The 24,762-nt window shown below is 57.2% G+C and carries 22 protein-coding genes; 2 read left to right on the top strand and 20 right to left on the bottom strand.

Going from position 1 to position 24,762, the window contains the following annotated elements:
• The first annotated feature begins 27 nt into the window (after positions 1 to 27).
• Positions 28 to 2,613, top strand: coding sequence for an ATP-binding protein (locus QMZ30_RS21850; protein ID WP_283228936.1), 2,586 nt, complete (start codon positions 28 to 30; stop codon positions 2,611 to 2,613).
• Here QMZ30_RS21850 and phnE (QMZ30_RS21855) read toward each other — a convergent pair.
• The 13 genes from phnE (QMZ30_RS21855) to phnF all read right to left on the bottom strand — a co-directional run bounded on the left by phnE (QMZ30_RS21855) (position 2,567) and on the right by phnF (position 13,262).
• Positions 2,567 to 3,451, bottom strand: coding sequence for a phosphonate ABC transporter, permease protein PhnE (phnE, locus tag QMZ30_RS21855; RefSeq protein WP_283228937.1), 885 nt, complete (start codon positions 3,449 to 3,451; stop codon positions 2,567 to 2,569). The two genes, QMZ30_RS21850 and phnE (QMZ30_RS21855), sit on opposite strands and share 47 nt — an antisense overlap.
• The gene (phnE, locus tag QMZ30_RS21860) at positions 3,448 to 4,311 is read right to left on the bottom strand and encodes a phosphonate ABC transporter, permease protein PhnE (RefSeq protein WP_283228938.1); all 864 of its coding nucleotides are present in this window, start codon (positions 4,309 to 4,311) and stop codon (positions 3,448 to 3,450) included. Before phnE (QMZ30_RS21860) ends, phnE (QMZ30_RS21855) begins: the two co-directional genes overlap by 4 nt.
• A 114-nt stretch (positions 4,312 to 4,425) precedes the next feature.
• The gene (phnD, locus tag QMZ30_RS21865) at positions 4,426 to 5,355 is read right to left on the bottom strand and encodes a phosphonate ABC transporter substrate-binding protein (protein ID WP_039332155.1); all 930 of its coding nucleotides are present in this window, start codon (positions 5,353 to 5,355) and stop codon (positions 4,426 to 4,428) included.
• 26 nt (positions 5,356 to 5,381) lie between these two features.
• Positions 5,382 to 6,212: a phosphonate ABC transporter ATP-binding protein gene (gene phnC / locus QMZ30_RS21870; protein ID WP_283228939.1), complete on the bottom strand. Its 831-nt coding sequence runs from the start codon at positions 6,210 to 6,212 to the stop codon at positions 5,382 to 5,384.
• Between the two features lie 146 nt (positions 6,213 to 6,358).
• Complete coding sequence (gene phnN / locus QMZ30_RS21875; protein ID WP_283228940.1) at positions 6,359 to 6,895, bottom strand: ribose 1,5-bisphosphokinase; 537 nt, start codon at positions 6,893 to 6,895, stop codon at positions 6,359 to 6,361.
• Positions 6,895 to 8,031 carry an alpha-D-ribose 1-methylphosphonate 5-triphosphate diphosphatase gene (gene phnM, locus QMZ30_RS21880; RefSeq protein ID WP_283228941.1) on the bottom strand — a complete coding sequence of 379 codons (1,137 nt, stop codon included), beginning with the start codon at positions 8,029 to 8,031 and terminating at the stop codon, positions 6,895 to 6,897. Before phnM ends, phnN begins: the two co-directional genes overlap by 1 nt.
• Positions 8,028 to 8,732: a phosphonate C-P lyase system protein PhnL gene (phnL, locus tag QMZ30_RS21885; RefSeq protein WP_283228942.1), complete on the bottom strand. Its 705-nt coding sequence runs from the start codon at positions 8,730 to 8,732 to the stop codon at positions 8,028 to 8,030. The genes phnM and phnL overlap by 4 nt, the downstream gene beginning before the upstream one ends.
• Before the next feature lie 127 nt (positions 8,733 to 8,859).
• On the bottom strand, positions 8,860 to 9,621 hold the full coding sequence (gene phnK, locus QMZ30_RS21890) for a phosphonate C-P lyase system protein PhnK (RefSeq protein ID WP_283228943.1): 762 nt from the start codon (positions 9,619 to 9,621) through the stop codon (positions 8,860 to 8,862).
• Positions 9,611 to 10,459 carry an alpha-D-ribose 1-methylphosphonate 5-phosphate C-P-lyase PhnJ gene (locus QMZ30_RS21895; RefSeq protein WP_039332169.1) on the bottom strand — a complete coding sequence of 283 codons (849 nt, stop codon included), beginning with the start codon at positions 10,457 to 10,459 and terminating at the stop codon, positions 9,611 to 9,613. The genes phnK and QMZ30_RS21895 overlap by 11 nt, the downstream gene beginning before the upstream one ends.
• Entirely contained in the window at positions 10,452 to 11,528 is a 1,077-nt protein-coding gene (locus QMZ30_RS21900; RefSeq protein WP_039332171.1) for a carbon-phosphorus lyase complex subunit, read from the bottom strand. The genes QMZ30_RS21895 and QMZ30_RS21900 overlap by 8 nt, the downstream gene beginning before the upstream one ends.
• Positions 11,528 to 12,103, bottom strand: a complete 576-nt coding sequence (phnH, locus tag QMZ30_RS21905) for a phosphonate C-P lyase system protein PhnH (RefSeq protein ID WP_283228944.1) — start codon at positions 12,101 to 12,103, stop codon at positions 11,528 to 11,530. Before phnH ends, QMZ30_RS21900 begins: the two co-directional genes overlap by 1 nt.
• Complete coding sequence (gene phnG / locus QMZ30_RS21910) at positions 12,100 to 12,549, bottom strand: phosphonate C-P lyase system protein PhnG (protein WP_283228945.1); 450 nt, start codon at positions 12,547 to 12,549, stop codon at positions 12,100 to 12,102. Before phnG ends, phnH begins: the two co-directional genes overlap by 4 nt.
• A complete protein-coding gene (gene phnF / locus QMZ30_RS21915; protein WP_039332177.1) occupies positions 12,546 to 13,262 on the bottom strand; it encodes a phosphonate metabolism transcriptional regulator PhnF in 717 nt (238 codons plus the stop codon). The genes phnG and phnF overlap by 4 nt, the downstream gene beginning before the upstream one ends.
• Positions 13,263 to 13,573: 311 nt before the next feature.
• Here phnF and QMZ30_RS21920 point away from each other — a divergent pair, with 311 nt between their 5' ends.
• On the top strand, positions 13,574 to 15,739 hold the full coding sequence (locus tag QMZ30_RS21920) for a putative bifunctional diguanylate cyclase/phosphodiesterase (protein ID WP_283228946.1): 2,166 nt from the start codon (positions 13,574 to 13,576) through the stop codon (positions 15,737 to 15,739).
• Between the two features lie 38 nt (positions 15,740 to 15,777).
• On the opposite strand, the gene QMZ30_RS21925 is transcribed toward QMZ30_RS21920, so the two are convergent.
• The 7 genes from QMZ30_RS21925 to QMZ30_RS21955 form a co-directional block, all read right to left on the bottom strand.
• The gene (locus QMZ30_RS21925) at positions 15,778 to 16,620 is read right to left on the bottom strand and encodes an oxidoreductase (RefSeq protein WP_283228947.1); all 843 of its coding nucleotides are present in this window, start codon (positions 16,618 to 16,620) and stop codon (positions 15,778 to 15,780) included.
• Positions 16,621 to 16,705: 85 nt separating this feature from the next.
• Positions 16,706 to 18,670 carry a hydantoinase B/oxoprolinase family protein gene (locus tag QMZ30_RS21930; protein ID WP_283228948.1) on the bottom strand — a complete coding sequence of 655 codons (1,965 nt, stop codon included), beginning with the start codon at positions 18,668 to 18,670 and terminating at the stop codon, positions 16,706 to 16,708.
• A gap of 1 nt (position 18,671) precedes the next feature.
• Positions 18,672 to 20,720: a hydantoinase/oxoprolinase family protein gene (locus QMZ30_RS21935; RefSeq protein WP_283228949.1), complete on the bottom strand. Its 2,049-nt coding sequence runs from the start codon at positions 20,718 to 20,720 to the stop codon at positions 18,672 to 18,674.
• Positions 20,721 to 20,738: 18 nt separating this feature from the next.
• Complete coding sequence (locus QMZ30_RS21940) at positions 20,739 to 21,185, bottom strand: GNAT family N-acetyltransferase (protein ID WP_283228950.1); 447 nt, start codon at positions 21,183 to 21,185, stop codon at positions 20,739 to 20,741.
• A 356-nt stretch (positions 21,186 to 21,541) separates the two neighbouring features.
• Positions 21,542 to 22,054: an Lrp/AsnC family transcriptional regulator gene (locus tag QMZ30_RS21945; protein WP_039332191.1), complete on the bottom strand. Its 513-nt coding sequence runs from the start codon at positions 22,052 to 22,054 to the stop codon at positions 21,542 to 21,544.
• A 141-nt stretch (positions 22,055 to 22,195) separates the two neighbouring features.
• Positions 22,196 to 23,512: a 4-aminobutyrate--2-oxoglutarate transaminase gene (gene gabT / locus QMZ30_RS21950; RefSeq protein ID WP_039332193.1), complete on the bottom strand. Its 1,317-nt coding sequence runs from the start codon at positions 23,510 to 23,512 to the stop codon at positions 22,196 to 22,198.
• Positions 23,513 to 23,627: 115 nt separating this feature from the next.
• Positions 23,628 to 24,761, bottom strand: a complete 1,134-nt coding sequence (locus QMZ30_RS21955; RefSeq protein WP_283228961.1) for a M20 aminoacylase family protein — start codon at positions 24,759 to 24,761, stop codon at positions 23,628 to 23,630.
• Position 24,762 lies beyond the last annotated feature (1 nt).

Below are 24,762 nucleotides of genomic sequence, written 5' to 3' on the forward strand. Positions count from 1 at the left end.
GAGGTGGAGTGGTAAGGAGAGACCGCAATGAGTCAGAGTCTGCACTGGCACGCTGGCGCGCGGGGTCGCCTGCTGCTGTTCAATCTGCTGGTAGTGAGCGTCACGCTGGCGGTGAGTCTGGTGGCGATTTTTGGATTTCGCCACGCCGGTCACATTCAGGAGCAGGCGCAGGCACAAACGCTCGCCGATATGAACGGCAGCCTGTCGCTGGCGAGAGACACCGCCAATGTGGCCACCGCCGCCGTGCGGCTGGCTCAGGTGGTGGGCGCGCTGGAGTACCAAAGCGAGTCGGCGCGCTTGCAGCAAACGCAACAAGCCTTACAGCAGTCATTGTCGATGCTGGCCAACGCTCCTTTAGCCGCACAGCAACCGGCGCTGTTGGCGCGCATTCGCGAACGCAGCCAGATGCTGGAACAGAGCATCAGCCAGCTGTTACGTGAAGGCCATCAGCGCCATCTGCAACGTAACGTGATGCTGAGCGGCCTGTGGCAAGCCCAGTTGCTGCTCAATCGTATTGATACCCTCGCGAGTAACGCCGCTTTTCTGCCGCTGCGTCAGCAAACCGATGCGCTATTAAAAGTGGCGATTCAATCCACCGCGCCGCAAGCCGCAGAGCAGCAGTTACAGCAGGTTTTGCCGGTCTGGTCAGCGTTACCGTTACAGGACGCACTGGCCATGCAGCGCGATCGTCTGGTCGACACCATCCACAGCCTGCAACCTGTCGCCGGACAGTTAGAACAGAGCGATATTACTATCGCCTACGCGACATATCGCATCAAAGCGCTGGTGGCGATGCTCAACAGTGACATCACCCGCTACGTCCAACTGGTGGCGCAGCAAAGCGATGCGCGCAGCGCCGTCACGCATCAGGAACTGGATTCCATCATCGGCTTTATCGGTTTGTTTATGCTGCTGGCGCTGCTGATCACCGGCTACGCGGGCTACTACATCTACCGCAATCTGGGATCGAGCCTCACGGCGATTGCCCATGCCATGACCCGACTGGCACAGGGTGAGAAAAGCGTCAATGTCCCGGGGCTGGCGCGGCGTGATGAGCTGGGCGATCTGGCGCGTGCCTTTAACGTGTTCGCGCGTAATACCGCCTCGCTGGCACACACCTCAAGATTGTTAAAAGAGAAAAGCAATCAGCTGGAATCGACGTTCCTCGCCATGCGTGATGGCTTTGCCCTGTTCGATAACAGTGGGCTGTTGGTGGTGTGGAACGCGCAATACGCCGAACTGCTGGGTATCTCACCGCGTGAACTGCATCGCGGTCTGCATTATCAACGTCTACTTGCACGCATGAATGTGCAGCTTAACGGTCTGCAGGATGCGCAGGAAGTGCGTCTGCCAGATGGTCGCACGCTGGAGTTGCGCTTCAGCCCGGTGCCGCGACGTGGCATGGTGAATACGGTGTTAGAGCGCACCACGCGCAAGGCACTGGAAGAGGCGCTACTGCACAGCCAGAAAATGAAAGCGGTCGGCCAACTGACTGGCGGCATCGCGCATGATTTTAACAATCTGCTGGCGGTAATCATTGGCAGTCTGGCATTGACGGTAGATCAACTGCCACCTGGCACCCTTGCCAGCCGTGTGGAACGGGCGCGCCAGGCCGCAGACCGTGCGGCGCAACTTACGCAACGTCTGCTGGCGTTTTCACGTAAACAGGCACTCTATCCGCGTGCGGTATCGGTGGTCGAGTTGGTAGATAACCTGCATTCGCTACTGCAACATTCACTGCTGCCCGGCCAGCAGTTAGTGGTGGATGCGCAGCGTCCCGGCTGGCCTGCGTGGATCGATGCGGGCCAACTGGAGAACGCGTTATTGAATCTGGTGGTCAACGCCCGTGATGCCATGGAGAAGCAGAGTGGTGAAATTCGCTTGCGCATCTGGAATCAGCGCACACAAGAGGCGGAAGGCAAACGTGATCGGGTAACCATTGAAGTGATCGATCATGGCTGCGGCATGTCAGCCGAGGTGCGTGAACAGGTTTTTGAGCCATTTTTCACCACCAAAGAGACCGGCAGCGGCAGTGGTCTGGGTTTGTCGATGGTGTATGGCTTTGTGCGACAGTCTGGCGGCCATATTGAAGTCGAAACCGCACCCGGCCAAGGCACGACCATACGCCTGTTGTTGCCGCGTGCGCCGGAAGCGGTACAGCCTCAGGCCACCTTATCCACCTTTGTTCCGGGCGACAGCAGCAATCGGCTGGTGTTAGTGCTGGACGATGAACCGGCAGTGCGACAAACACTATGCGAGCATTTGCATCAGCTCGGGTATCTGACACTCGAGTGCGGCGATGGGGAGTCCGCGCTTACGCTGCTGCGCCAGACGCCCGATATCGAACTGTTGATCAGTGATTTGATGCTACCCGGCCCGCTCAACGGTGCTGATGTGATTCGCCAGGCACAACAGCAGTGGCCCGCGCTGGCCACGCTGTTGATCAGCGGTCAGGATTTGCGCCAAAGCCAGGTCACCTTGCCGTTGTGTGAGCGGCTGGCGAAACCCTGGCAACAGGTGCAGTTGGCACAGGCACTGGAACGTGCCTGGCAGCGGAGTGAAAGGCTCAGTCGCGCGCGGCAGGCTGCCACAACGGCAACGGTTTCCCCGTGATATAACGTTTCCGTAGCTTGCTGGAGATCACATCCATAATCATCACCACGCCGACCAAAATAATGGTCAGGAACATCACCACATCCCAGTTCCACAGGCGCATGTTTTCGGCATATACCAGGCCCACGCCGCCCGCGCCGACAAAACCGAGTACCGCCGCCGATCGGGTATTGGACTCGATTTGATACAAACTCAGTGCCAGGAAAGTGGGGAACGATTGGGTAAAGATGCCGTAACGGTGCTTCTGCAAACTGTTGGCCCCCACCGCACTTAACCCGCGACTGGGTGAACGCTCAACCGCTTCGTGACCTTCTGCATAGAGTTTGCCAAGCAACCCGACATCCTGCATCACAATCGCCAGTACCCCTGCCAGTGGCCCCATGCCCACGGCACGCACAAAGATCAGGCCCCAAATCGCCATGTCGATACCACGTAGAATATCAAGCAGACGTCGCACCACTAAAGAGATCGGACGGGCAATAGGATCGTGCATGACATTGCGCGCCGCCAGAAAGGACACGGGCAGTGCAATGGCGGATGCGGTCAGCGTCCCGACGAACACGATGGCCAGCGTGATACCGACTTGGGTGAAGTAGTAGCCAAACGGCCAGTTAACAAAGTCCTGCCAGACAAACATGCGAAGGAAATAGCGACTCAACTGCTGGCAGCCAATAATAAAACGGCTCCATTCAATACCGAAAAATTCAAAGAAGAACAGGTAATAGAGCACCACGGCGAGTGCCACCATGGCAATACGGCGTAGGTAACGGTTTTGCGCGGCGAACAGTGCGGGATGTTCCTGCTTCAGTTTTGCCACATCTGGCGCTAAGGCAATCATCGACTTTCTCCTTCCACAACGCGACGGCGCAACCAGCCGGAAAGGGTATCCAGCAGCGAGACCACGACGATGATCAGTAACAGCGTGATGCTGACCTGATCGTAGCGATCCAGTTTGATATTGGTCATCAACTCCTGGCCAATCCCGCCCGCGCCCACCAGCCCAAGGATGGTGGAAGAGCGGAAGTTCACCTCAAGACGCATAAAACTGTATGAGAGAAAGGTGGGTTTCACCTGTGGCCAGAAGGCAAAACGCATGCGTTGCAACTTGCTGGCACCGCAGGCCGCCAGACCACGAACGGGTTTATCCGACGCGCTCTCAATCGATTCGTAAAACAGTTTGGTCAGGCTACCCACGGTGTGCAGTGCCAAGGCAAGAAAACCGGGAATCGCGCCAATGCCAAATGCCATCACAAACATTACCGCCCACGCCAGCTCTGGCATGGTGCGCAGGAAAGCGACGAAGGCGCGAATAGCGATACGCACGCTGCGCGGCGTTTGCGTGTTATCGGCAGCGAAGAAGGCCAGCACTGCGGCAACGATCACTGCAACAAGGGTTGACGAGAGCGCCAGCTGCAGAGTTTCCCAGATTAGCGGCAGCTGGAAGTGTAGACGGTAGCCCCAGTACGCCAGAGAGCCTTCGGTTTTCACATCCGCGAACAATACCGACAGATGTAGCACTGGCATCGTTTGGCCGATGTAATCGAAAAAGTGAGGCAATGATTGCCAGACAGCGACCAGATTGAATTCCGCCATCTTGCCCGCGGCAAGATAGAGTGCGACCAACAGCAGCGACCAGAGCACAGTGTCACGCTTTTGCTGGCGGCGGATACGTTGGTAGTAGTGTTCAAAATCGGTCAAGGGGGATGTCCTGTGTTTGAAAGGGTGCAGGAGGGAATCTGGTCGCCATTCATGGCGACCCTACGTAGGGTGCGCATTGATGCGCACCTCTATCAACGACAGCACCGATGGGTATTACCCGCGCGAACCTTTCATCAAATCACGCTTCATATCGATGATGTTCTGATAGTCCGCAACGGTGGCGGGACCGATGTGCTGAGCACCACCGACCGCTTTAACAAAACAGCTGTGATCTTCTTTATCCAGCTTCTTGATCGCGGCAACCACTTTCGCTTTGAAGTCAGCGGGTAAGTTGTTGCTGACCAGGATCGGGCCGTTCGGGATCAGCGGCGACTGCCAGATAATGCGAATCTGCTTCATCAGGTCTGGATGATCCATACGAATCAGACGGCCAAAAGCACCCGAGGTATAGCCGGTGTTGTAATCACCGATCAGGGAAGTCCAGGTCACCGCACCTTCAAACTGACCGTTCAACACACCGAGGATGTCCTGCTCATGACCGCCAGAGAAGGTCACGCTAGAGAAGGTGTTGTTGTACTTATCGTCAACGGTGCCACCGAACTCTTTCTTGAATGCCTGGTTTGGCATCAGAAAGCCAGAGGTTGAATCCGGGTCAGCCATGCCGAATGACTTGCCTTTCAAATCTTCCAGCTTTTTATACGGGCTGTCGGCTTTTACGATCACCACAGAGTGGTAACCCTGTGAACCGTCTTTGTCATCCACCACGATCCCCACCACGTCTACGGCTTTCGGGTTCTGCAGATAAACAGACGCATAGGATGCTGGAGACATGCTCAGCACCATATCAATTTTGTTGCCCAGCAGGCCCTGAATCACGCCTGCATAGTCAGAGGAGTTGCGCATCTTGGTATCGACATTCAGCTCTTTGTCGAAGAAATCTTTCACGCACTGGTTATCGCCAATCTGCTGAGTGGCGTTCTGGCCACCCAAAATTCCGAGGTTCAACTCTTTTGGTGCATCCGCTGCGTTAACGCCAAAAGCCATTAGAGCGCCAGTCAGTAAAGCTAAAGAGGTCAGTTTCATTCGTGGTTTTTCTCTTGCCGTGGGAGTTAGTGGAGCTGGTTAATTTCGTCGCCGTACAGCTCGTGCAGCAGGCCGTCGGTCAACTGAGAAGGATGTCCGTCAAACAGCACTTTGCCGCGCTGAATGCCGATAACACGGTTGCAGTACTGCTTCACCAGTTCAATCGAGTGCAGGTTCACCATCACGCTGATGCCCTGCTCGCTCACCTGACGCAACACATCCATGATGCGTTTGGTGTTTTTCGGATCGAGCGACGCGACCGGCTCATCAGCCAGCAGGATGCGCGGGTTCTGCATCAGTGCACGGCAAATTGCCACGCGCTGCATCTGTCCGCCCGAGAGATTCTCAGCACGCTGCAGCGCCTGCGGCAGCATGTTCATCCACTGCAGCAGCTCAATCGCCTGCGCGCGGTCTGCTTCGGAAAAGACTTTAAAGAAAGATTTCAGCGTTGAGGTCTGACTCAGACGGCCAAGCAGCACGTTGGTCAACACATCGAGACGCGGCACCAGACAGAAGTCCTGGAAAATCATGCCGCATTCGCTACGCCACTCGCGCATCTGGCGGCTGTTGAGCGTCACCACATCACGATCCGCTTGATTGGGACGGTTGCTGAGAATCGCCCCCTGTGACGCACTGATGGTGCCGTTCAGCATGTGTAACAGTGTCGATTTGCCTGCGCCAGAGCGACCAATCACGGCCACCAGCTCGCCCGCATGCAGATCGAAGCTGACATTATCCAGTACGCGGTTTTCGCCGTACGCCTTGCACAGTCCCTGTACCGACAGCACCTTGTTACCCTGCCCGGCGTGTGGAACGTAAGGATTGTCGATAACGGTTTTCAGTAATGCCTGTGCCATGATGCACTCCACTCTCTGAGGTCTTGATTGCCCGTTATTACGGGCAAATCCGATGAAGACTTGATGACAGTAAAGTGATTAAACGGTGACAGCGTAGCTTGTCGCGACGGGACTGGTTTGCCCGCCGGTTCCGAGAAAAGTGAGTTTCATGGCGGATGTTCCAGCAGTTGGCGCAGCTTCTCAAGCGTATCACTCAGTGCGCCATCGTTATTGAGCGGATGGCAGTGCGCAGGCAAGGGTTCCGCTGCGCGTGCCAGTCGTTTGCTAATCTCTGCTTCACTTTCACGTCCACGCAGCCGCAGCCGCGCTTCCAGCACCGCAGGCGACACCTGCAACACCAGCGGCAATAACCGGGCACCGTAATGCTGTTGCACTGTGGGTAGATGCAGACGTGAACCATTCACCAACACGTTTAACCCGCGTGCCAGCCAGTGGTCTATCTCTTCGCCCAGTCCATAATGCAAGCCATGCGCTTGCCAGCTAATGGCAAACAAGCCGAGGGCTTCACGTCGCCGGAATTCCGCTTCACTCAGCGCGACATGGTTTTCCCCCCCGGCATCCGCCGGGCGGGTAATGTAACGATGCGCAATCACCAACCTTTCGGGCGGCGCTTCGCGTAACGCGTTCAACAAGCTGTCTTTACCCGAGCCCGAAGGCCCGGTTAGCCAGATCAGGCGCGCCATCAGAACACCAGCCTACCCTGCGACCAGACGTGGCGAATGTGCGGATGGCCATGTTCGGTATGCGCCAGAATCAGATCGGCGCGCTGTCCTTCGGCAATCACCCCGCGATCGTGCAAGCCGATCGCGCGAGCCGGATTACGTGTCACCAGTGCGGCGGCTTGAGGCAACGTCAGGCTGTTACGCTCGTCGGCCACCAGGCGGAACACTGCATCCAGCAGGCTTGCCGGATAGTAGTCCGAAGACAGGATATCCAGCAGGCCATGGCTGGCCAGCTCCCATGCCGCCACGTTCCCGGAGTGCGATCCCCCACGAACAATGTTCGGTGCGCCCATCAGCACCTGCATTCCGCACTCACGTGAAGCGCGTGCCGCCTCAAGGGTGGTGGGGAACTCAGCGATGGTGCTGCCCACTTCATGTGATTCCGCCACGTGCGCCGCTGTGGCATCGTCGTGGCTGGCAATCGGAATACCACGTGAACGGCACAGGCTGGAGATGGCATTGCGGTTCGGCGTGGAGAATTCAGCGGCCAGCGCCAGTTGCTCACGCTCAAACTGATCCATCTGCTCATCATTCAGCGAGTACTTGCCCTGATAGTAGGTGCGGTACATCTCAAGAGAAGCGTACTGACGCTGGCCTGGTGAATGGTCCATCAACGACACCAATGACAGCTCTGGTGTGCTCATCAGCGTTTCAAACAGCGGCAGCGTGGTGTTGTGTGGCAGTTCACAGCGCAGATGCAGATGGTGATCCACACGGTTGATGCCTTTACGGTTGCTGTCCTGAATCGCGTTGATCATCTTGCTGAGGTTTTCGATGCGATGGCCGCCGTCGCGCACATCCCCCACGCCGATGGCATCTAATACTGTGGTGATGCCGCTGGCGACCATCAGCGCATCGTGGCTGCTCATAGCTGAATGTGCAGGCCAGTCCACTTTTGGGCGAGGGGTAAAAAATTTATCGAGGTTATCGGTATGCAGCTCCACCAGCCCCGGCAGCAGGAAGGCGTTTTCCCCCTCCAGCGCACCCGGCAGTTGGCTGGCGCTGTCGCTGAAGCTGGCAATGCGGCCATCGCGGATCTCCAGTGAACCCGACACCACTTCCTGTTCCAGCACCAGACGGACGTTGTTGACGATCATGCTTCTGCTCCTGTTTTTACCGGCTGCATGACGTGCAGGCGATCGGCCACGCGTGCGCGCACCGCTTCGTCATGGAAAATACCTACAATGGCGGCACCCCGTGCACGCGCCTGTTCAATCAATTCCATCACGGCGGCGCTGTTGGCGCTGTCGAGAGAGGCGGTGGGCTCATCCAGTAACAGCACCGGATAGTCGGCAATAAAGCCACGCGCAATGTTCACTCGCTGCTGTTCACCACCGGAGAAGGTGGACGGCGCGAGCGCCCATAAACGCTCTGGTACATTCAGCCGCGTCAGCAACTCTTTGGCTCGCTTTTCACAGAACGCGCGCTCCACGCCTCGCTCCAATAGCGGTTGCATCACGATTTCCAGCGTCTGCACACGCGGGATCACGCGCAAAAACTGGCTTACCCAGCCCACGGTTTCGCGGCGAATCGCCAGGATCTGGCGTGCAGGGGCTTGTGCCATATCGATCCATTCGCCCTGATGTTGCAGCCAGATGTGACCACTGTTGGCTTGGTAGTTGCCGTACAGCGCACGCAGCAGCGTGGATTTTCCGCTACCTGAACGGCCGTGCAGCACCACACATTCACCGGCGCACACTTCAAGGCTGGCGTCCTGTAACACCGGCAGCGCAGCACTGCTCTGGTTGTGCAGCACGAAGGTTTTGCTGAGTTTCTCTACGCGCAATAAAGGTTGCATGTTGATGTCCTGATGTTTGATTCGCAGTCGCCATAAATGGCGACCCTACAACGCTCCAAGCCCACTCTTACTCACGGTTATGACCCGATGTTGTAGGGTGCGCATTGATGCGCACCTGGCAAAAACGTTACGCCAATACCGATGAAACCAGCAGTTGGGTGTAAGGATGATGCGGATCGTCCAGCACCCGGTCGGTGAGACCGCTCTCCACCACTCTGCCCTGCTTCATCACCAGCAAACGGTGCGCCAGCAAGCGCGCCACGCCGAGATCGTGAGTGACAATCACCACCGCCAGATTCAGCTCACGCACCAGAGTGCGCAGTAGGTCGAGCAGTCGAGCCTGCACCGACACATCCAGACCACCGGTTGGCTCATCCATAAACACCAGCGTGGGCTGGGTCACCAGGTTGCGCGCAATCTGCAAACGCTGCTGCATGCCGCCAGAGAAGGTGGTGGGCAGGTCATCAATACGGTTGGCCGGGATCTCAACGTCCTGCAACCAGCGCATCGCCTCATTACGGATGTCACCGTAATGGCGTTGACCCACGGCCATTAAGCGCTCGCCAATATTGCCGCCTGCCGTGACCTGCGGACGCAAGCCGTCGAGCGGATGCTGATGCACCACCCCCCACTCCGTGCGCAGCAGACGGCGACGATCGCTTTCACTCAGCTGATAGAGATCCTGGGCGCGATAAAGAATGTTGCCCTGCTGCGGCGCTAAACGGGCCGACAGGCTGCGCAGCAAAGTGGTTTTACCCGAACCGGATTCCCCAACAATACCCAGCACTTCACCCGGATAGAGTTCAAAGCTGACATCTTCAAAGCCTTTGCCTGGCGCATAAAGGTGCGTCAGATTGTTGACCGCAAGCAGCGGCTGTTCACTGTGCATGCTGTTGTTCCTGCTGCTGGTGGCAAAAATCGGTATCGGAGCAGACAAACATGCGCGTACCGGCATCATCCATTACCACCTCATCGAGATAGCTGTGGCGCGAACCGCACAGTGCACAGGGTTCATCCCAGCTTTGCACGGTGAACGGGTGGTCATCGAAATCGAGGCTCTCTACTTTGGTATACGGCGGCAGCGCATAGATGCGTTTTTCACGTCCGGCACCAAACAACTGCAGTGCAGGCATCATGTGCATCTTCGGGTTGTCGAATTTCGGAATCGGTGAGGGGTCCATGACGTAGCGATCGTTGACCTTAACCGGGTAGGCATAGGTGGTGGCGATATGGCCATAACGGGCGATGTCCTCATACAGTTTCACCTGCATAATCCCGTACTCTTCCAGCGCGTGCATGGTGCGGGTTTCGGTCTCACGTGGCTCAATAAAGCGCAGCGGCTCCGGGATCGGCACCTGGAAGATCAGCACCTGATCTTCTTCCAGTGGCGTCTCAGGAATGCGATGACGCGTCTGGATCAAAGTTGCGTCTTTGGTGGCTTCGGTGGTGGCTGCACCGCTGACACGCTGGAAGAAGCGACGAATCGATACCGCATTGGTGGTGTCATCCGCGCCCTGGTCAATCACCTTTAGCACGTCGCTGTCACCAATAATGCTGGCAGTGATCTGAATACCTCCGGTACCCCAACCGTACGGCATTGGCATCTCACGCCCGGCAAACGGCACCTGATAACCCGGAATCGCGACCGCTTTCAGAATGGCGCGGCGAATGGTGCGCTTGGTTTGCTCATCCAGATAACCGTTGTTATAGCCGGTTAACTCACTCATCGTTTTGCTCCTGAACCTGTTCGCGCAGCCGTTTCAGCAACTCAAGCTCCGCCTGGAAATCGACGTAGTGCGGCAGTTTCAGATGCGAAACAAAACCTGCCGCTTCAACGTTGTCAGCATGTGACAGCACAAACTCTTCGTCCTGCGCCGGGCCGGCGATCCGTTCGTTGTACTCGGGGGCCTGCAAGGCACGATCCACCAGCGCCATCGCCATGGCCTTACGCTCTGAACGACCAAACACCAGGCCGTAACCGCGGGTGAAGTGCGGCGCACCTTCGGTTTGCGTGGTAAAGCCATTGACCATTTCACACTCCGTCAGCAGGATTTCGCCGATATCGATCTCGAAACCCAGCTCTTCCGGGCAGATGGATACGCTGAGATAGCCGGTGCGGATCTCACCAGCAAACGGATGGTTACGTCCGTAGCCGCGCTGGGTTGAATAACCCAACGCCAGCAGGAAACCTTCGTCGCCGCGCACCAGCTGTTGCAGACGGGCAGCACGGCTGGCGGGATAACCTGGTGGCTCACGGGTGATGTCACAAGGCTCACTGCCGTCATCCTCTTCACGCGCCGCCAGCCCCTCACGGGTCATCATGCTGAACACATGCGGACAATGCTCTGGCAGCGACTGATCGTCGCGCGGTGCCGCAGGCGTCTCGCCATTGGCCAGCAGCGTGAAATCGAGCAAACGATGGCTGTAATCGTAAGTGGGGCCCAATACCTGGCCGCCAGGTAAATCCTTATAAACCGCAGAGATACGTCGTTCGATGCGCATCTCGTCGGTTTCCAGCGCCAGACTGTCGGCCAGGCGTGGCAAGGTGGTGCGGTAGGCACGCAGCAGGAAAATGGCTTCCACCATGTCGCCGCTGGCTTGCTTAATCGCTAACGCGGCTAACTGCGGATCGTAAATACCGCCTTCGGTCATCACGCGATCCACCGCCAGACCGAGCTGGCCAGCAACCTGATCGCACCCCAGCTCGGCCACATCACGGTCGCCACGGCGTAAATCCGCCTGCAGCTCGTGCGCGCTGGCTATCGCCTTTTCGCCCCCTTTAACCGCGACGTACATCAGCACACCTCCACATCGGTGGTGCGTGGCAGTGCCATCATCGCTTCACCACAGGTGAAAATCAGATCGACACCCAATGGGAATGGATGGGGACGCTCACGCAGATAGGTCAGAACCGCTTCCGGCAGTTGTGGCGCAATCGCGCGAGGTTCACGCAGCCCAGGGCCAGACAGACGCAAGGTTAGACCGCCGTTAAGCGCGGGCACTTCGATGATCAGTGTGGTGCTTTTCTCCGGTGACATATTGTCGCCCGCCGCAAACTGCGCCGGATCGGGATTGGCAGCCGCATGAGTCAGGGCAAAAGGCGCATCACGGTGTTCAACAATCGGCACACCGGTATGGAAACGCAGGTTGCTGCGCAGCATCTCGCTGTCGATGCGGTTGTCTAGCCACAACGCGCTCTCCTGATCCACCAATGTCAGTAACACGGCAGTTGCCGCAGGCGACAGATCGCCCCACCCCTGTTGCAAGGGCAGAGAGACCATTACGCCTGGCTCGCTCATGGCTTTCAGGATGCGACGGAAGGCACGCTGTGAATCGGCAACCGGATGGTTAAAACTGGCCAGTAATGTCATGAGTTATCTCCGCGAACCAGCGTAAAGAAATCCACTTTAGAGCTGGCGATTTCACGCGCGCGCAGCTGACGCTGCTCTTCTCGCAGTGCCGCCAGCGGGGCAATTAATTTTTCCTGCAACAGCGCGTGGGTTTCTGGCTGTTGCAGCAGCGCATCGATCAACGCACAGCGTTCGGCGTGCGCTTTATCGCGTCCCAGCACATAACTAAAACCAAGGGTGCCATCGTGCAGTTTCACTACCGCACGTGTGACGGTGGCATCGCCCATCACGAAGCGTTTACCGCTTCCCCCCATGCGCGCTTGCAGGCGCGTCAATCCGGTTTCAGCCGGACGCACAGACTCGAAATCACTATTGAGGTGCAGCGGCTGCCAGTGGGCATTCAGGGTGTTGGCGTCACTGTGCGCCAGCACCGCAAGCCAATGCTGGCGGGCGGTTTGCTGTTTCATTCATGCTCCAGGGTGAGTTCAATCATGTCGCCACGCGTCAGGCTGACGGAGTATTCCGCTACCTGGCCGTCGCGGTGTTTATTCAGGGTGCGCACACACAGCAGCGGTGACTGCAGCGCAATCTCCAGCTGTTTACACTCTTTCGCCTGTGCGCGGCGGGTACTGATACGGGTTTGCGAACGGGTTAAATCCAGGCCCAGGTGCTGCTGCATATAGTCGTGCAATGAACCGCTCTGAAACTGTTGTAACGTCGGCCACCAGCTTAATTCAGGCAGAAAGTGGTTAATCACACACACCGGCACGCCGTTCACCCGGCGCAGGGTGCGCAGATGAATCACGTTGTCGCCTTCATTGATAGCCAACGCGCTGGCCACATCGCTGCTGGCCGGGCGCAGTACTGCTAACAGGCGCTCACTGGTGGGATGACTGCCCTGCTCTAACAGGTTCTGACTGAAGCGCGCCTGCGCATGCAGTGGGTAATCGTAAGGGCGCATCAGCACCAGGATGCCGACACCATGACGACGCTGCAGCAGCCCCTTATTGACCAGTTCATCCACCGCACGACGCAGCGTGTGGCGGTTAACTTCGTAGTGATCGGCCAGCTGTTGTTCGGAAGGCAGATAGTCACCGCAGCGATAACGCTCTTGCAGTGCCTGCTCCAGTTGGGCGGCGACCGCCTGATATACAGTGGTCGGATGTCTGGATATCTCCATCACGCTCAATACCTCATTCGCTTCAGGTTGAGGAACGCAGCGAAGGTTGCTGCGGGATGGCGACTACAGTGCGCGAGCCAGATGACAGCGCCGTGACGGCTCAATGACGCGAGGATGAATTTGTATTAGGGCAGAAGAATTGAAGCGAAACGGCTGGCGTTTCAATAAAAAATTTTTAACTGTTGCCTTTGTGACAGTCATCAAAAAAATTTCACTTATTTTCACTCATTTATCTATAGCCTTACAGGATGCAGCTTGCAGAAACTCTGCTAACTTATTAAATGACCCCTCCTTGTTACGCGAACCCTGAAATGATTAACACAATAAAACTGTCCGACGGTTTTCGCCGCAATTTTGTTCGGGAAGTGATTTTGCCTTTAGTGGCGATTTTAGTTTTAACCTTTGCCGGTGCAGGTGTTGGCCTGTTCTGGGGCACCTCTTTGACCAACGATCAAGCGCGCTCGCAGCAGCAGCGAATGATTGAGGCGTCGTTTGCTCAAAGTCTGAGCGAACACCTGCGCCAGCTCCGCAGCCTGACGCGCTGGTCGCCGCTGGCTAATCAACTCGCTTCAGGCACACCTGACCAAAACTGGCTGGATCAAAATATTGGCGGCTGGCTGTACGATATGTTCGATCATCAACTGATTCTGCTACTGGATCGGGATAACCAACCGCTGGCGGTGTGGCGCAACGGCCAGCGCGTATCCGCCGACAGTATCGGCCATTACCTGCTGGATATGCTGCGCAGCCCACTGGTGGTAAGCAGCGATGAAGTGGCGGGCCCAAGCGATCGTGCCGACTTTGTCCGTATTGGTCCGCGTGCGGCCGCACTGGCGGTGGGAGATATCAGCAGCACGCGAGAAGCGGGTCGCTATCGGCTGGTGAGCATTAAATTCCTCGATGACGGCTATTTGCGTAATCTGGCCGATCGCAGTCAGTTACAGCAGTTGCACTTTAGTGACGGTACGCCGCAGAAAGGCACCGATGCACTTTACCAACTCAATTCCCAACAGGGTGATGCCGTGGGCTATCTTACCTGGCAGCCCGATAAGCCGGGCGCACAAATGTTGCGGATGTTGGGGCCTTCTACCTTGTTGTCCGTGATTCTGATTACCTTACTGTGCCTGTTTATGGTGCGGCGTATCTGGACGTCATCGCTGAACCTGTCACAGTCGCTGTTAAAACTGGGTGCCAGCGAAGCCCAGGCACAGCACCTGGCATTTCATGACGTGCTGACCGGTCTGCCCAATCGCGCTTTGGTGGAAGATCGTTTAACCCAGGCGTTGGCTGCATCTGCGCGACACGATCAACGGGTGGCGTTGCTGCTGCTCGATCTAGACCGTTTCAAAAACATCAACGATACCTACGGCCATCATGCTGGCGATGAGCTGATCATTGAGGTTGCGCGGCGTCTGACCCACATTCTGCGAGCCACCGATACCGTCGGGCGCATTGGCGGAGATGAGTTCATCATCATCATGCCGGACGTCGATAATATTGGTCAGGTGCAGGCGCTGGCTAAACGTATTATCAGCGAGCTGAGTGAACCCTATGATCTGCAAGGCAGTGAGGCCTGGGTGGGCGTAAGCATTGGGCTGGCATTAGCCCCCAAAGATGGCATTGATCGTCTGGAGTTGATGCGCAAAGCGGATATCGCGCTGTATGAAGCGAAAAACAGCGGACGTGGCCAGTATCGTCAATTTGAGAAAGTGATGGACGAATCGTTGCGCACCCGTCAGCAGATGGCGACAGACTTACGTCATGCATTAGTCAATTTCGCTGGGCTGCGCGTGTGGTATCAGCCGTTGATGGAGATCAGTGGGCAGCGCGTGGTCGGTCTGGAAGCCCTGCTGCGCTGGCATCATCCTGTGCGTGGTGACGTTTCTCCGGGTGACTTTATCGCCATCGCTGAAGAGACCGGGATGATTATTCCGCTCGGTGAATGGGTGTTGCGCGAAGCCTGCAAAACCTCGTTAAAACTGCCGCAGGTGATTGTGGCCGTGAATGTCTCACCGGTGCAGTTCCGCGCCAGCGGCTTTGTTGAACGCATTATTGAGATTGTGCGTGAAGAAGGTGCCAACCCGCAGCATATGGAGCTGGAGATCACCGAAGGCGTGCTAATCGAAGATGAACACGAGGCGCGTAACAATATCATTGCGCTGCGCGAAGCCGGTTTCCGCATTGCGCTGGATGATTTCGGCACTGGCTACTCCAGCCTGAATTACCTCAGCACTTTCCCGGTAGATAAAATTAAGATCGACCGCTCGTTCACCCAATCATTGGGTGTCGCACAAAACTCTACCGCGATTATTGAATCGGTGGTGCGCCTCGGACACGCCATGGGCTTAACCGTCACCGCCGAAGGGGTCGAGACCGAAGGCCAGAAAAACGCCCTCGCCGACGCTGGATGCAATCAATTGCAGGGGTATTTATTCAGCCAGGCAGTGCCGTACGAAGAGATTGAGAAGATGGTGTAGTCCAGGTGCGCATAAATGCGCACCCTACGATTAAACAGTTATGACGGAAAATCCGTATCCAACGACATTTGTTTCCATGCCTCTATCTGCGCCAGACGCTCTTTCAGTTTGCTCGTCACTGCATCATAACCCCATGCGCCCATCACCAGATGGCGGGGAGGGTTGTCATGTTCCGTGATGGCAATCATCGCGGTCGCGGCGCGTGCGGGGTCACCCGCTTGCGTGCCACTGTAGGCGGAGGTGGCTTTCATACGTGCGGCAGCGGTGTCGGCGTATTCTGGCAAGTTGCTGGGGGTCTGATGCAACGAACGTCCCGCCCAGTCGGTGCGGAACGGGCCCGGTTCAACACAGGTCACATGGATGCCTAAAGGCGCGGCTTCCAGCGCCAGCGAATCAGACCAGCCTTCAACCGCATGCTTGCTGGCAGAGTAGTAACCCGAGCTGGCAAAGCCAATAAAACCGGCCACAGAGGTGATATTAATCACATGCCCACGGCGCTGCTTGCGCATCCCTGGCAGCACCGCGCGGGTCAAAGCAAACAGGCCAAACACGTTGGCATCAAATTGCGCGCGGATCTCGTTTTCATCGCCCTCTTCCACCGAACTTTGATAACCATAACCCGCATTGTTCACCAGCACATCGATGGTGCCGAACTTCTCCTGTGCGGCGTGGACAGCGCGATGAATGCTGCTCTGATCGGTCACATCCAGCTCTACCGCCAATGCGTTCTGGTGGCCCGCAACCAGATCCTGCACCTTGCTGAGATCGCGTGCGGTCACCACGGTATTAAAACCACGCGCAATGGTCTGTTGTGCCAGTTCACGACCAAAGCCGGTAGAGCACCCCGAAATAAACCAAACCGGTGTGTTTGCTGAAGCCATAGTGAAGTCCCCTTAAAGGTGCCCGATGAACCGTCATCGGGCAAGGTCAATAACTATGGCAAAGCCGCGCCGCTGAGATTAGCGCTTAGTGCGAAGCGGGCATCATGGCGGGATAGCGCTGCTGCAGTTCACTAAAAATCTCGGACATCGGCCGCCCGGCATCCAGCGCAACGGCTTCAAACACCTGCTGTTTCAGGAAATGCCGCCAGGTTATTGGCGCTGATGCCAGAAACGCCGTGAGCAACTGATAGCGCCCCAGGGTCCAAACCTGTTCAAAAGCCGTCCGTGCCGGACCGTGGTCGAAGTGCTGAGCAACATTTACCCGCATCTCCGCACGCAAGCGTGAAGTGTCTGCCTGGTCAATTTCACCCGCCACGATCGCCACCCCGTAGCGGTCTCGTGCAACCAGCACAGAGACAAATCCACAGCGCACATCTTGCAGCACGGCCTCTGCGTCACGCTCTGCTGGCAAACCGTAGCCGCCCGCACCCGGTCCACGCACCTCAACGATATCGCCGGGCTGACAGCGGATCACATCGGTATTACCGTGTTCAATGACTTGCCCGTTCCGCAGCGTGCGGAAGTGCGACAGTGCGCCCGACTCGCCGCCCAGCACCCCGGCCGAGGCAAACACTGATCGATTGCGGTTACGCGCTGTGACCGTGGTATTCGGTGCGAACACTTCGAACGCCATCTCTGTCGCCAGACCGCCACGATAACGCCCCGCACCGGCGCTGTCTGCCGCCAGACCATAGCGATGAAAATGAATCGGCACTTCTGCCTCATTGATCTCAATTGGCGTGTTTTTCAGGAAAGCGGACAGTCCGCCTGATCCGTCTGGACCATCGTGACACGGCGTCCCTCCTGCACCACCCCCCACCGGGCCGAGCGATGCCACCACGCTGCGATTCAAACTGTCGCTGGTGCGAATATTCATGATTGAGTTTCCGCCCGGAGAGTTGGCCGGAAGGCGATCCGGTAGCGCCTGCGAGAACACCCCAATGGTCGCAATCTGCGATAACGCGCAGGTCAGCGAGCGCATCCCAACTGCAGCAGGTGCCTCGCAGTTCATCACCGTCCCCGGCGGCAAAATCGCGCGCGTCGGCCGTAACGTACCCGCATTAAGCAGTAGCTGGCGATCCAGCGTGGAAAGCACGTAAGTCACCCCCACCAGCGCCAGAGGATGGCGCTCGCGTCCACCGGTTGGCATATTCAGTGAAGATGTCAGTTGGGGATCGCTGCCGGTGTAATCCAGCTCCAGCGTGTCGCCGGTGATGCGCAAAGTGATCGCCACGCGACAGGGGAAGCCGCCTTCGCCATCTTCATCGGCAAAGTCCGCATAGAAGTATTCCCCGTCGGGAATGGTAGCGATGATGCTGCGCGCCTGCGCTTCCGCATAATCCAGAATGCCGGCAATCCCCTGGCGGAAATCCTCGATGCCAAAACGCGCAATGATGTCATGGATCTTGCGCTCGCCGACGTTAACCGAAGCAATCTGCGCTTTGAAATCACCCCAGTTTTGATCCGGCGCGCGCACGTTGAGCCGCATAATGCGCGCCACTTCGTCATTCATTTCTCCGTTGCGCACCATCTTCAGCGGCGGAATGCGAATCCCTTCCTGCGCGATGTCGGTCAAGGAGCGCGACAGAGAAGCCGGTACGGCACCGCCGACGTCGGTGTTGTGAATGTGCCCCACCACAAAGCAGACAATCTCACCCTGATGGAACACCGGTTTCCAGATGTGAATATCGGGCGTGTGAGTCGCCACGTTGCCCGCGTAGGAATCATTGGTGATGCAGATATCGCCCTCGTCATAACTGTCGATCAACGCCAGCACCGGGCCGTAATCGATACCACTGTACCAGGGCGCGCCAAAGCTGCGCGGAGACGCAAAAGCCAGACCGTCACGGCTGACGATTTGACAGGAAAAATCTTCAGTTTCTTTCACGAAGGTGGAGTGTGCCGTGCGCATTAGCGTGAAGGCCATGGCATCCGCGGCGGCGGCACAGTAGTTCGCCAGGATTTGCAGATTACGTCCATCAATAGCCATATCAGTTCGCCTCCACTGGGGTGATCAGCAGGTTGCCAAAGGTATCCACGTCCACCTGCATCTGTGGTGGTACGCAGGTGGTGCAGTCGTCTTGCGCAATAATCACCGGACCCGTCAACTGATGCCCGGCACGCAGCGTGCTACGGGCGATAACAGCCACCTGATGCGACGCGCCATCAATCCAGGCCGGAACGTATTTCACCACCTCAACCGGGGCTTCCGCTGCGGGTAACCTAATCAGCTCAGGTTTCGGCGTGGGCGAGGCAATCACTAAACGCAGGTTGATGAGCTGAACAGGCGCTTTGGCATCAAAATGGCCAAACAGCTGATGATGCTGGCGATCAAACGCCTGATGCAGTGCAACCTTATCGGCCTGAGCCAGCCATTGCGGCTCCAGTGCCACTTCAATTTCAAACGACTGGCCGCGATAGCGCATGTCGGCGCTGTAGTGCAGCGTAAACGGCATCTGGGCACCGTGCTGTTCGGTCAGCCAGTCACGTGCGCGTTGGCTCAGTGCCTCCGCTTCGGTTGCCAGACGATCTGCCAGTACGTTGTCCAGATCGCTGTACAGCGTGCGGATAAAATCATTGCGGATATCAGCCACCAGCCCACCCAAGGCCGACAACACGCCCGGCGTCGGCGGCACAATCACGCCTTTCATGTTCAGTTCACGCGCGAGGAAGCAGCCCATCATCGGCCCGGCACCGCCAAACGCGAGGAACCAAAACTCACGTGGGTCTAGCCCAAAACGTGACAACAGGCCGCTGGTGTCACCGTACATACTGGAAATAGCCAGCTCGATGGCGGTTTCCGCCGTCTCTTCCACCGTGATGCCGAGTTGGTCCGCCAGAGGTTGCCATGCGGCACGTGCTGCGGCGACATCCACTTTGACCGCGTTGTAACCGAGATCGCCGTGGCCGATCATGCCGCAAGCCGCAAAGGCATCGGTGGCGGTGGGTTGCGTGCCACCGCGTTGGAAACACACCGGACCCGGCAGCGATCCGGCGCTATCTGGCCCCATCTGCAGCACGCCTTGCTTGTCGATCCACGCCAGCGACCCGCCGCCCTGCCCAACCGAGGTCACGGCCACTGACGGAATATAAATCGGAAAATCTCCGATGATTTCCCCGTTGCCCTGCGCCACTTGCCCATCAATGATCACCGCCACATCGGCACTGGTTCCACCGATATCGAGGCTGAGGATTTTGTCGAAACCGCAGGCGCTGGCGAGGAAGCTGGCCCCGATCACTCCCGATGCCGTGCCGGAGAGCACCATCTGTACGCACTCGCTTTTGGCCTGCTCGACCCCCATCACACCACCGTTGGATTTGGTGATGCGCGGTGCTGGCTGCACGCCCATGGTGTGCAGCGCGCGCTCAAATGATTCGAGGTAGTGAATCACCATCGGCTGCACATAGGCATTGATGGTGGCGGTAATGGTGCGTTCGTATTCGCGGATAATTGGCCAGATATCGGCCGAACAGGAGGTGAGCAGTTCGGGGGCCACTTCATCGATAATGGCTTTCACCGCCGCTTCGTTGTGCCGATTGCGATAGCTGTGTAGCAACGACACCACAATCCCCTGACAACCCGACGCGCGGGCTTTTTCAATCGACTCCAATACGCTTTGGCGATCTACCTGCTGCAAGACATTGCCGTGGCGGTCGGTGCGTTCTTTAATCGCGAACACCCGATTGCGGGAAATTAAAGGCGCTGGACGGCGTGAGAAGAGATCATGGATATGCGGGATCTTCAGACGCGCCAGCTCCAGCACGTCGCAGAAACCGTCGGTGGCGAACAGCGCCAGCCGCACACCGCGACGCTGGATCACCGCGTTGATGCCCACGGTGGTGCCGTGGGTGAAGTAGTCAATGTGCTGCGGTTCAATCCCGTCTCGCTGCTGCAACTGTGCCAGTCCGGTCAGAATTTCACTGCCCGGCTGATCCGGACGCGACAGCACTTTTAAGGTATGAATCTGATTGGTCTGTTCATCCAGCACGGCGAAATCGGTAAACGATCCGCCAATATCAACGCCAACGCGGTAACCCATGGTGAGAAAGCTCCATTATCAGGAGAGAGGAAATTCCATCAGTTTTTGTGGGTCCTGCACCACACGCCAGCCAAGGCGTTGATACAGCTGATGGGCATCATTAGTGGAGAGCATCCAGCGGTGTACGGTGGCCAGTTCCGGGTGCGCACGCACGCAGGTCGCCAGCCAACTCCCTAGCCCGTGACCTCGCCAGTTTTCGTCAATCATCACATCGCACAGCCAGCCGAAGCGGGTGTAATCCGTCACCAGGCGCGCAAAGCCAATTTGCTGTTGTTGGTGATAGATACCAAACGGCAGTGAGCCGGCAAAAGCACGTTCGGTTTTGGCTCGTGGCTGGTCTTTGGCCCAGTACGACTTTTCCACCAGCTGTTGGTGGATGTAGTCCATGTCCAGACGCTGACGTTCGGTGGAGACAGTGAAGTCATCGCGCTGCCAGCGGTGATCGGCAAAAGTTAAGGCGGTCATGGCAACTCCTTGTAAAGGGATAAATTAAGTGTACGGGTGCGCAGGAACATGGCGTGATTGAAGCCATGGCCTGAACAGTAAAGATAAAGGGAATTTAAGGCGGGGAAGAAATTTTATGCTGTGGGATTCGGTGCGCGCGATTTCCCTCACCCCAGCCCTCTCCCGCTAGCGGGCGAGGGAGCCGATCGGTGCGAGTGTTAGGACCAGAGCCCAATGGGGAGCAGATGGTGTGATGGGCAGGATAAGCGCCCGATGGGTAGCAGATCAGTGCGATTAATATGGTTAGAGCCAATAGCTGGCAGGGGCACAAGCGGTCCCTTCTCCCGCTGGCGGGAGAAGGTCAGGATGAGGGCAGATTACACACCAAAATCAACCGGATTATGCTTCGAAATCAACGACCGCAACGGCACGCTGCTTTTCATAATCGGTGACTTAATCACGATATAACTGAAGTACTTATCGATGCCGATTTGCGCGTCCAGCATCTTCTCAATCACTTCCTGGTAGTGCTCAATGCTGCGGGTAATAAAGCGCAGCAAATAGTCATAGCCGCCGGTAATTAAATGGCACTCCATCAGCTCATCCACATCGCGCACGGCATTTTCGAATTTCATAAAGTCTTCGCGGCGATGACCCGAAAGCGTCACTTCGGTGAAAACTGTCACGGAATCGGTGATTTTGGTCAGATTGATGTGGGCTTCATAGCCGGTGATAAAACCCGCCTGCTCAAGGCGTTTCACCCGTTGCAAGCAGGGGCTGGGCGAAAGACCTACGGCGTCGGCGAGATTGACGTTGCTGATACGGCCATCTTTTTGTAGTTGCACCAGAATGTTGATGTCGATGCGGTCGAGTTTCATTAAGCCGTTCATAGCACCCCTCATTGTTGACCAATCGCGCAGGTTGTTACGATGGTATATCACGCTTTGACGTGGCGGCGCTAGCGTCTGCGCGCACCACGTTTTATTTTGGTCCAGTAAATAATTCCAGAGATATCAATGAGGAAGCGGGATTTATCCGAGACGACCGCTGGCACGCGCCAATGCAATATCAAAAATATGCAGCGCTTCTTCCAGTTGTGAATCTGTGGTCACCAGTGGCGCGAGGAAGCGTACAACGTTGCGATGCAGTCCGCACTTAATCAGCAACAACCCCTCCTGGCAGGCGCAATCGAGGATTTTTTGCGTCATCGCCGCATCAGGGCGTTTGGTTTCAAAGTCGATGATCTCCACCGCCTGCATAAAGCCCACGCCGCGCACTTCACCAATGCAGGCATATTTTTCCGCCAACTGCTGCAGACGCGCATTGAGTTGTTCACCCAGCTGATGACTGCGGGCCAGCAGATTGTCGTGCTCCAGCAGATCCAGCACCGCCAGTGCCGCCGCGCAACCCAGCGCGTTACCGCCGTAAGTGCCGCCGAGGCCTCCCGGTAACGGCGCATCCATGATCGCGGCCTTACCCACCACACCTGAAATCGGCAAACCACCCCCGAGACTTTTCGCCACCGTCACCAGATCCGGCGTGATGCCAAGCTGCTGGAAGGCAAACATGGTGCCGGTGCGTCCAAATCCAGTCTGCACCTCATCAAGAATCAACACGATGCCGTGTTTTTCCGTGATACGACGCAGCGCCTGCATAAAGTTGGCACCCGCAGGCAGGAATCCGCCGTCACCCTGTACCGGCTCGATAATAATGGCGGCCACGCGTTCCGGCATGATCTGCACCGCAAACAGCTGATCCAGTGCCTTCAGGCAGTCATCATCACTGACACCATGGAAAGCATTCGGATAGGGCAAGCGGTAAACTTCCGACGCGAAAGGTCCGAAGTTCTGTTTGTAAGGCTGACTCATGCCCGTCAGGGTGCAGCCCAGCAGCGTACGACCGTGAAATGCGCCGTCAAAGGCTATCACACCGCTGCGATTGGTGTGCGCACGGGCGATCTTCACGGCATTTTCTACCGCTTCCGCACCGCTGGTAAAGAACACGCTTTTATAGGCTTCTCCATTGCCCACTAAGGCATTCAGGCGCTGCGCCAGCTCAATGTAACCTGGGTAAGCCACCACCTGGAAACAGGCGTGTGACACCAGACCGAGCTGTTTTGTCACCGCATTCACCACCGCCGGATGGTTATGCCCGACGTTGAGCACACCAATACCACCTACAAAATCGAGATAGCGATTGCCCTCGACATCCCATACTTCACTGCCTTTCGCCCGCTCAATCACCAACGGATGCGCGGTGACCACACCACGTGGCACATTCTGCTCACGTGCATCCAGTAACAGGCCGTTATCGGTATACGTTTGCTGCTCCGCCATGACATTCTGCATTCTCAAAACCCTCATCCACGTAACGTTCGGTTGGCTCAAGTATCGCAACCCGTTGGTTTCTCACGCTGCTGTAATCACTACTGCAGCGGCATTTCCTGTCAAAATCTTCTGCCATTCAGCCGGGAAATTCTGCACGCAGCGCATGGCGGGCAATTGCCGTCAGTGCCTGAATACCGTGTGGGATCACCGCGTCATTAAAGTCGTAAGAGGAGTGGTGCAACGGCAGGCTGGGAGCCGAACCCAACCACAGGTAAGCACCGGGTTTCGCCTGCAGCATAAAGGCGAAATCTTCCGAAGTCAGAGCCGGTTGTTTGGCCTGCTGTGCGGGCATACCGGCTTCGCCAAGTGCATCCAGTGCCAGTCGCGCCACATCACTGTTATTCACGGTGGCCGGGTAGTAGCGCAGATAGCTCACCTCCGCCTGTAAACCGTGTGCCGCCGTGACATGCTGCGCCATCTCACGCAGGCGCGTTTCAATGATGTCCTGCGCGGCAGGGCTAAAGGTTCTGACCGTGCCGGTGATGCTGGCTTCCGCCGGGATCATGTTGTGTGAGAAACCGCCCTGCATGCGTGTGACGGTCAACAGGCCCGGCTCACAGGGATCCAGCGCACGTGCCACCAGCGTGTTGAGTTGCACCACCAGTTCACTGGTGGCCAGCAGGGTGTCACGCGTCAGGTGCGGCTGCGCGGCATGTCCGCCGCCCCCTTTCACGGTGATATCGAAACGGTCGGCCGCCGCCATGATCGCACCCGGACGCGTCTGCACTTCGCCCAGTGGCAGTTCAGGCCAGTTGTGCAGGGCAAACACCGCATCGCAGGGAAACTGCTGGAACAGGCCATCGTCGATCATCGCTTTCGCGCCCGCTAAGCCCTCTTCGGCGGGCTGGAAGATAAACACCAGCGTGCCGTCAAAATCCCCCTGCTGCGCCAGTTGGATCGCCGCACCGAGCAGCATCACGGTATGGCCGTCATGGCCACAGGCGTGGCAGACATTGGCATGCACGCTTTTCCAGGCTTGGGTGCCGTTATCCTGCATCGGTAGTGCATCCATATCGGCACGCAGGCCGATGATGCGTGAGCCGCTACCGCGTTTGAGCACACCGACCACACCGGTCTTGCCCAGACCGCGATGCACCTCAATGCCGTGCTCCTCCAGCAGTTGCGCCACAATGCTGCTGGTGCGTGTTTCCTGATATCCCAGCTCGGGATGGGCGTGCAAATCCCGCCGCAGAGCGACTAACTGTTCCAGC

It is taken from the genome of Pantoea sp. EA-12 (assembly GCF_030053355.1).
Lineage (GTDB): Bacteria > Pseudomonadota > Gammaproteobacteria > Enterobacterales > Enterobacteriaceae > Pantoea > Pantoea vagans_C.

Coding starts and splice junctions, on each gene's coding strand:
- QMZ30_RS21850 (WP_283228936.1), top strand. CDS start 28: ATGAGTCAGAGTCTGCACTGGCACGCTGGCGCGCGGGGTCGCCTGCTG.
- phnE (WP_283228937.1), bottom strand. CDS start 3,451: ATGATTGCCTTAGCGCCAGATGTGGCAAAACTGAAGCAGGAACATCCC.
- phnD (WP_039332155.1), bottom strand. CDS start 5,355: ATGAAACTGACCTCTTTAGCTTTACTGACTGGCGCTCTAATGGCTTTT.
- phnC (WP_283228939.1), bottom strand. CDS start 6,212: ATGGCACAGGCATTACTGAAAACCGTTATCGACAATCCTTACGTTCCA.
- phnN (WP_283228940.1), bottom strand. CDS start 6,895: ATGGCGCGCCTGATCTGGCTAACCGGGCCTTCGGGCTCGGGTAAAGAC.
- phnM (WP_283228941.1), bottom strand. CDS start 8,031: ATGATCGTCAACAACGTCCGTCTGGTGCTGGAACAGGAAGTGGTGTCG.
- phnL (WP_283228942.1), bottom strand. CDS start 8,732: ATGCAACCTTTATTGCGCGTAGAGAAACTCAGCAAAACCTTCGTGCTG.
- phnK (WP_283228943.1), bottom strand. CDS start 9,621: ATGCACAGTGAACAGCCGCTGCTTGCGGTCAACAATCTGACGCACCTT.
- QMZ30_RS21895 (WP_039332169.1), bottom strand. CDS start 10,459: ATGAGTGAGTTAACCGGCTATAACAACGGTTATCTGGATGAGCAAACC.
- QMZ30_RS21900 (WP_039332171.1), bottom strand. CDS start 11,528: ATGTACGTCGCGGTTAAAGGGGGCGAAAAGGCGATAGCCAGCGCGCAC.
- phnH (WP_283228944.1), bottom strand. CDS start 12,103: ATGACATTACTGGCCAGTTTTAACCATCCGGTTGCCGATTCACAGCGT.
- phnG (WP_283228945.1), bottom strand. CDS start 12,549: ATGAAACAGCAAACCGCCCGCCAGCATTGGCTTGCGGTGCTGGCGCAC.
- phnF (WP_039332177.1), bottom strand. CDS start 13,262: ATGGAGATATCCAGACATCCGACCACTGTATATCAGGCGGTCGCCGCC.
- QMZ30_RS21920 (WP_283228946.1), top strand. CDS start 13,574: ATGATTAACACAATAAAACTGTCCGACGGTTTTCGCCGCAATTTTGTT.
- QMZ30_RS21925 (WP_283228947.1), bottom strand. CDS start 16,620: ATGGCTTCAGCAAACACACCGGTTTGGTTTATTTCGGGGTGCTCTACC.
- QMZ30_RS21930 (WP_283228948.1), bottom strand. CDS start 18,670: ATGGCTATTGATGGACGTAATCTGCAAATCCTGGCGAACTACTGTGCC.
- QMZ30_RS21935 (WP_283228949.1), bottom strand. CDS start 20,720: ATGGGTTACCGCGTTGGCGTTGATATTGGCGGATCGTTTACCGATTTC.
- QMZ30_RS21940 (WP_283228950.1), bottom strand. CDS start 21,185: ATGACCGCCTTAACTTTTGCCGATCACCGCTGGCAGCGCGATGACTTC.
- QMZ30_RS21945 (WP_039332191.1), bottom strand. CDS start 22,054: ATGAACGGCTTAATGAAACTCGACCGCATCGACATCAACATTCTGGTG.
- gabT (WP_039332193.1), bottom strand. CDS start 23,512: ATGCAGAATGTCATGGCGGAGCAGCAAACGTATACCGATAACGGCCTG.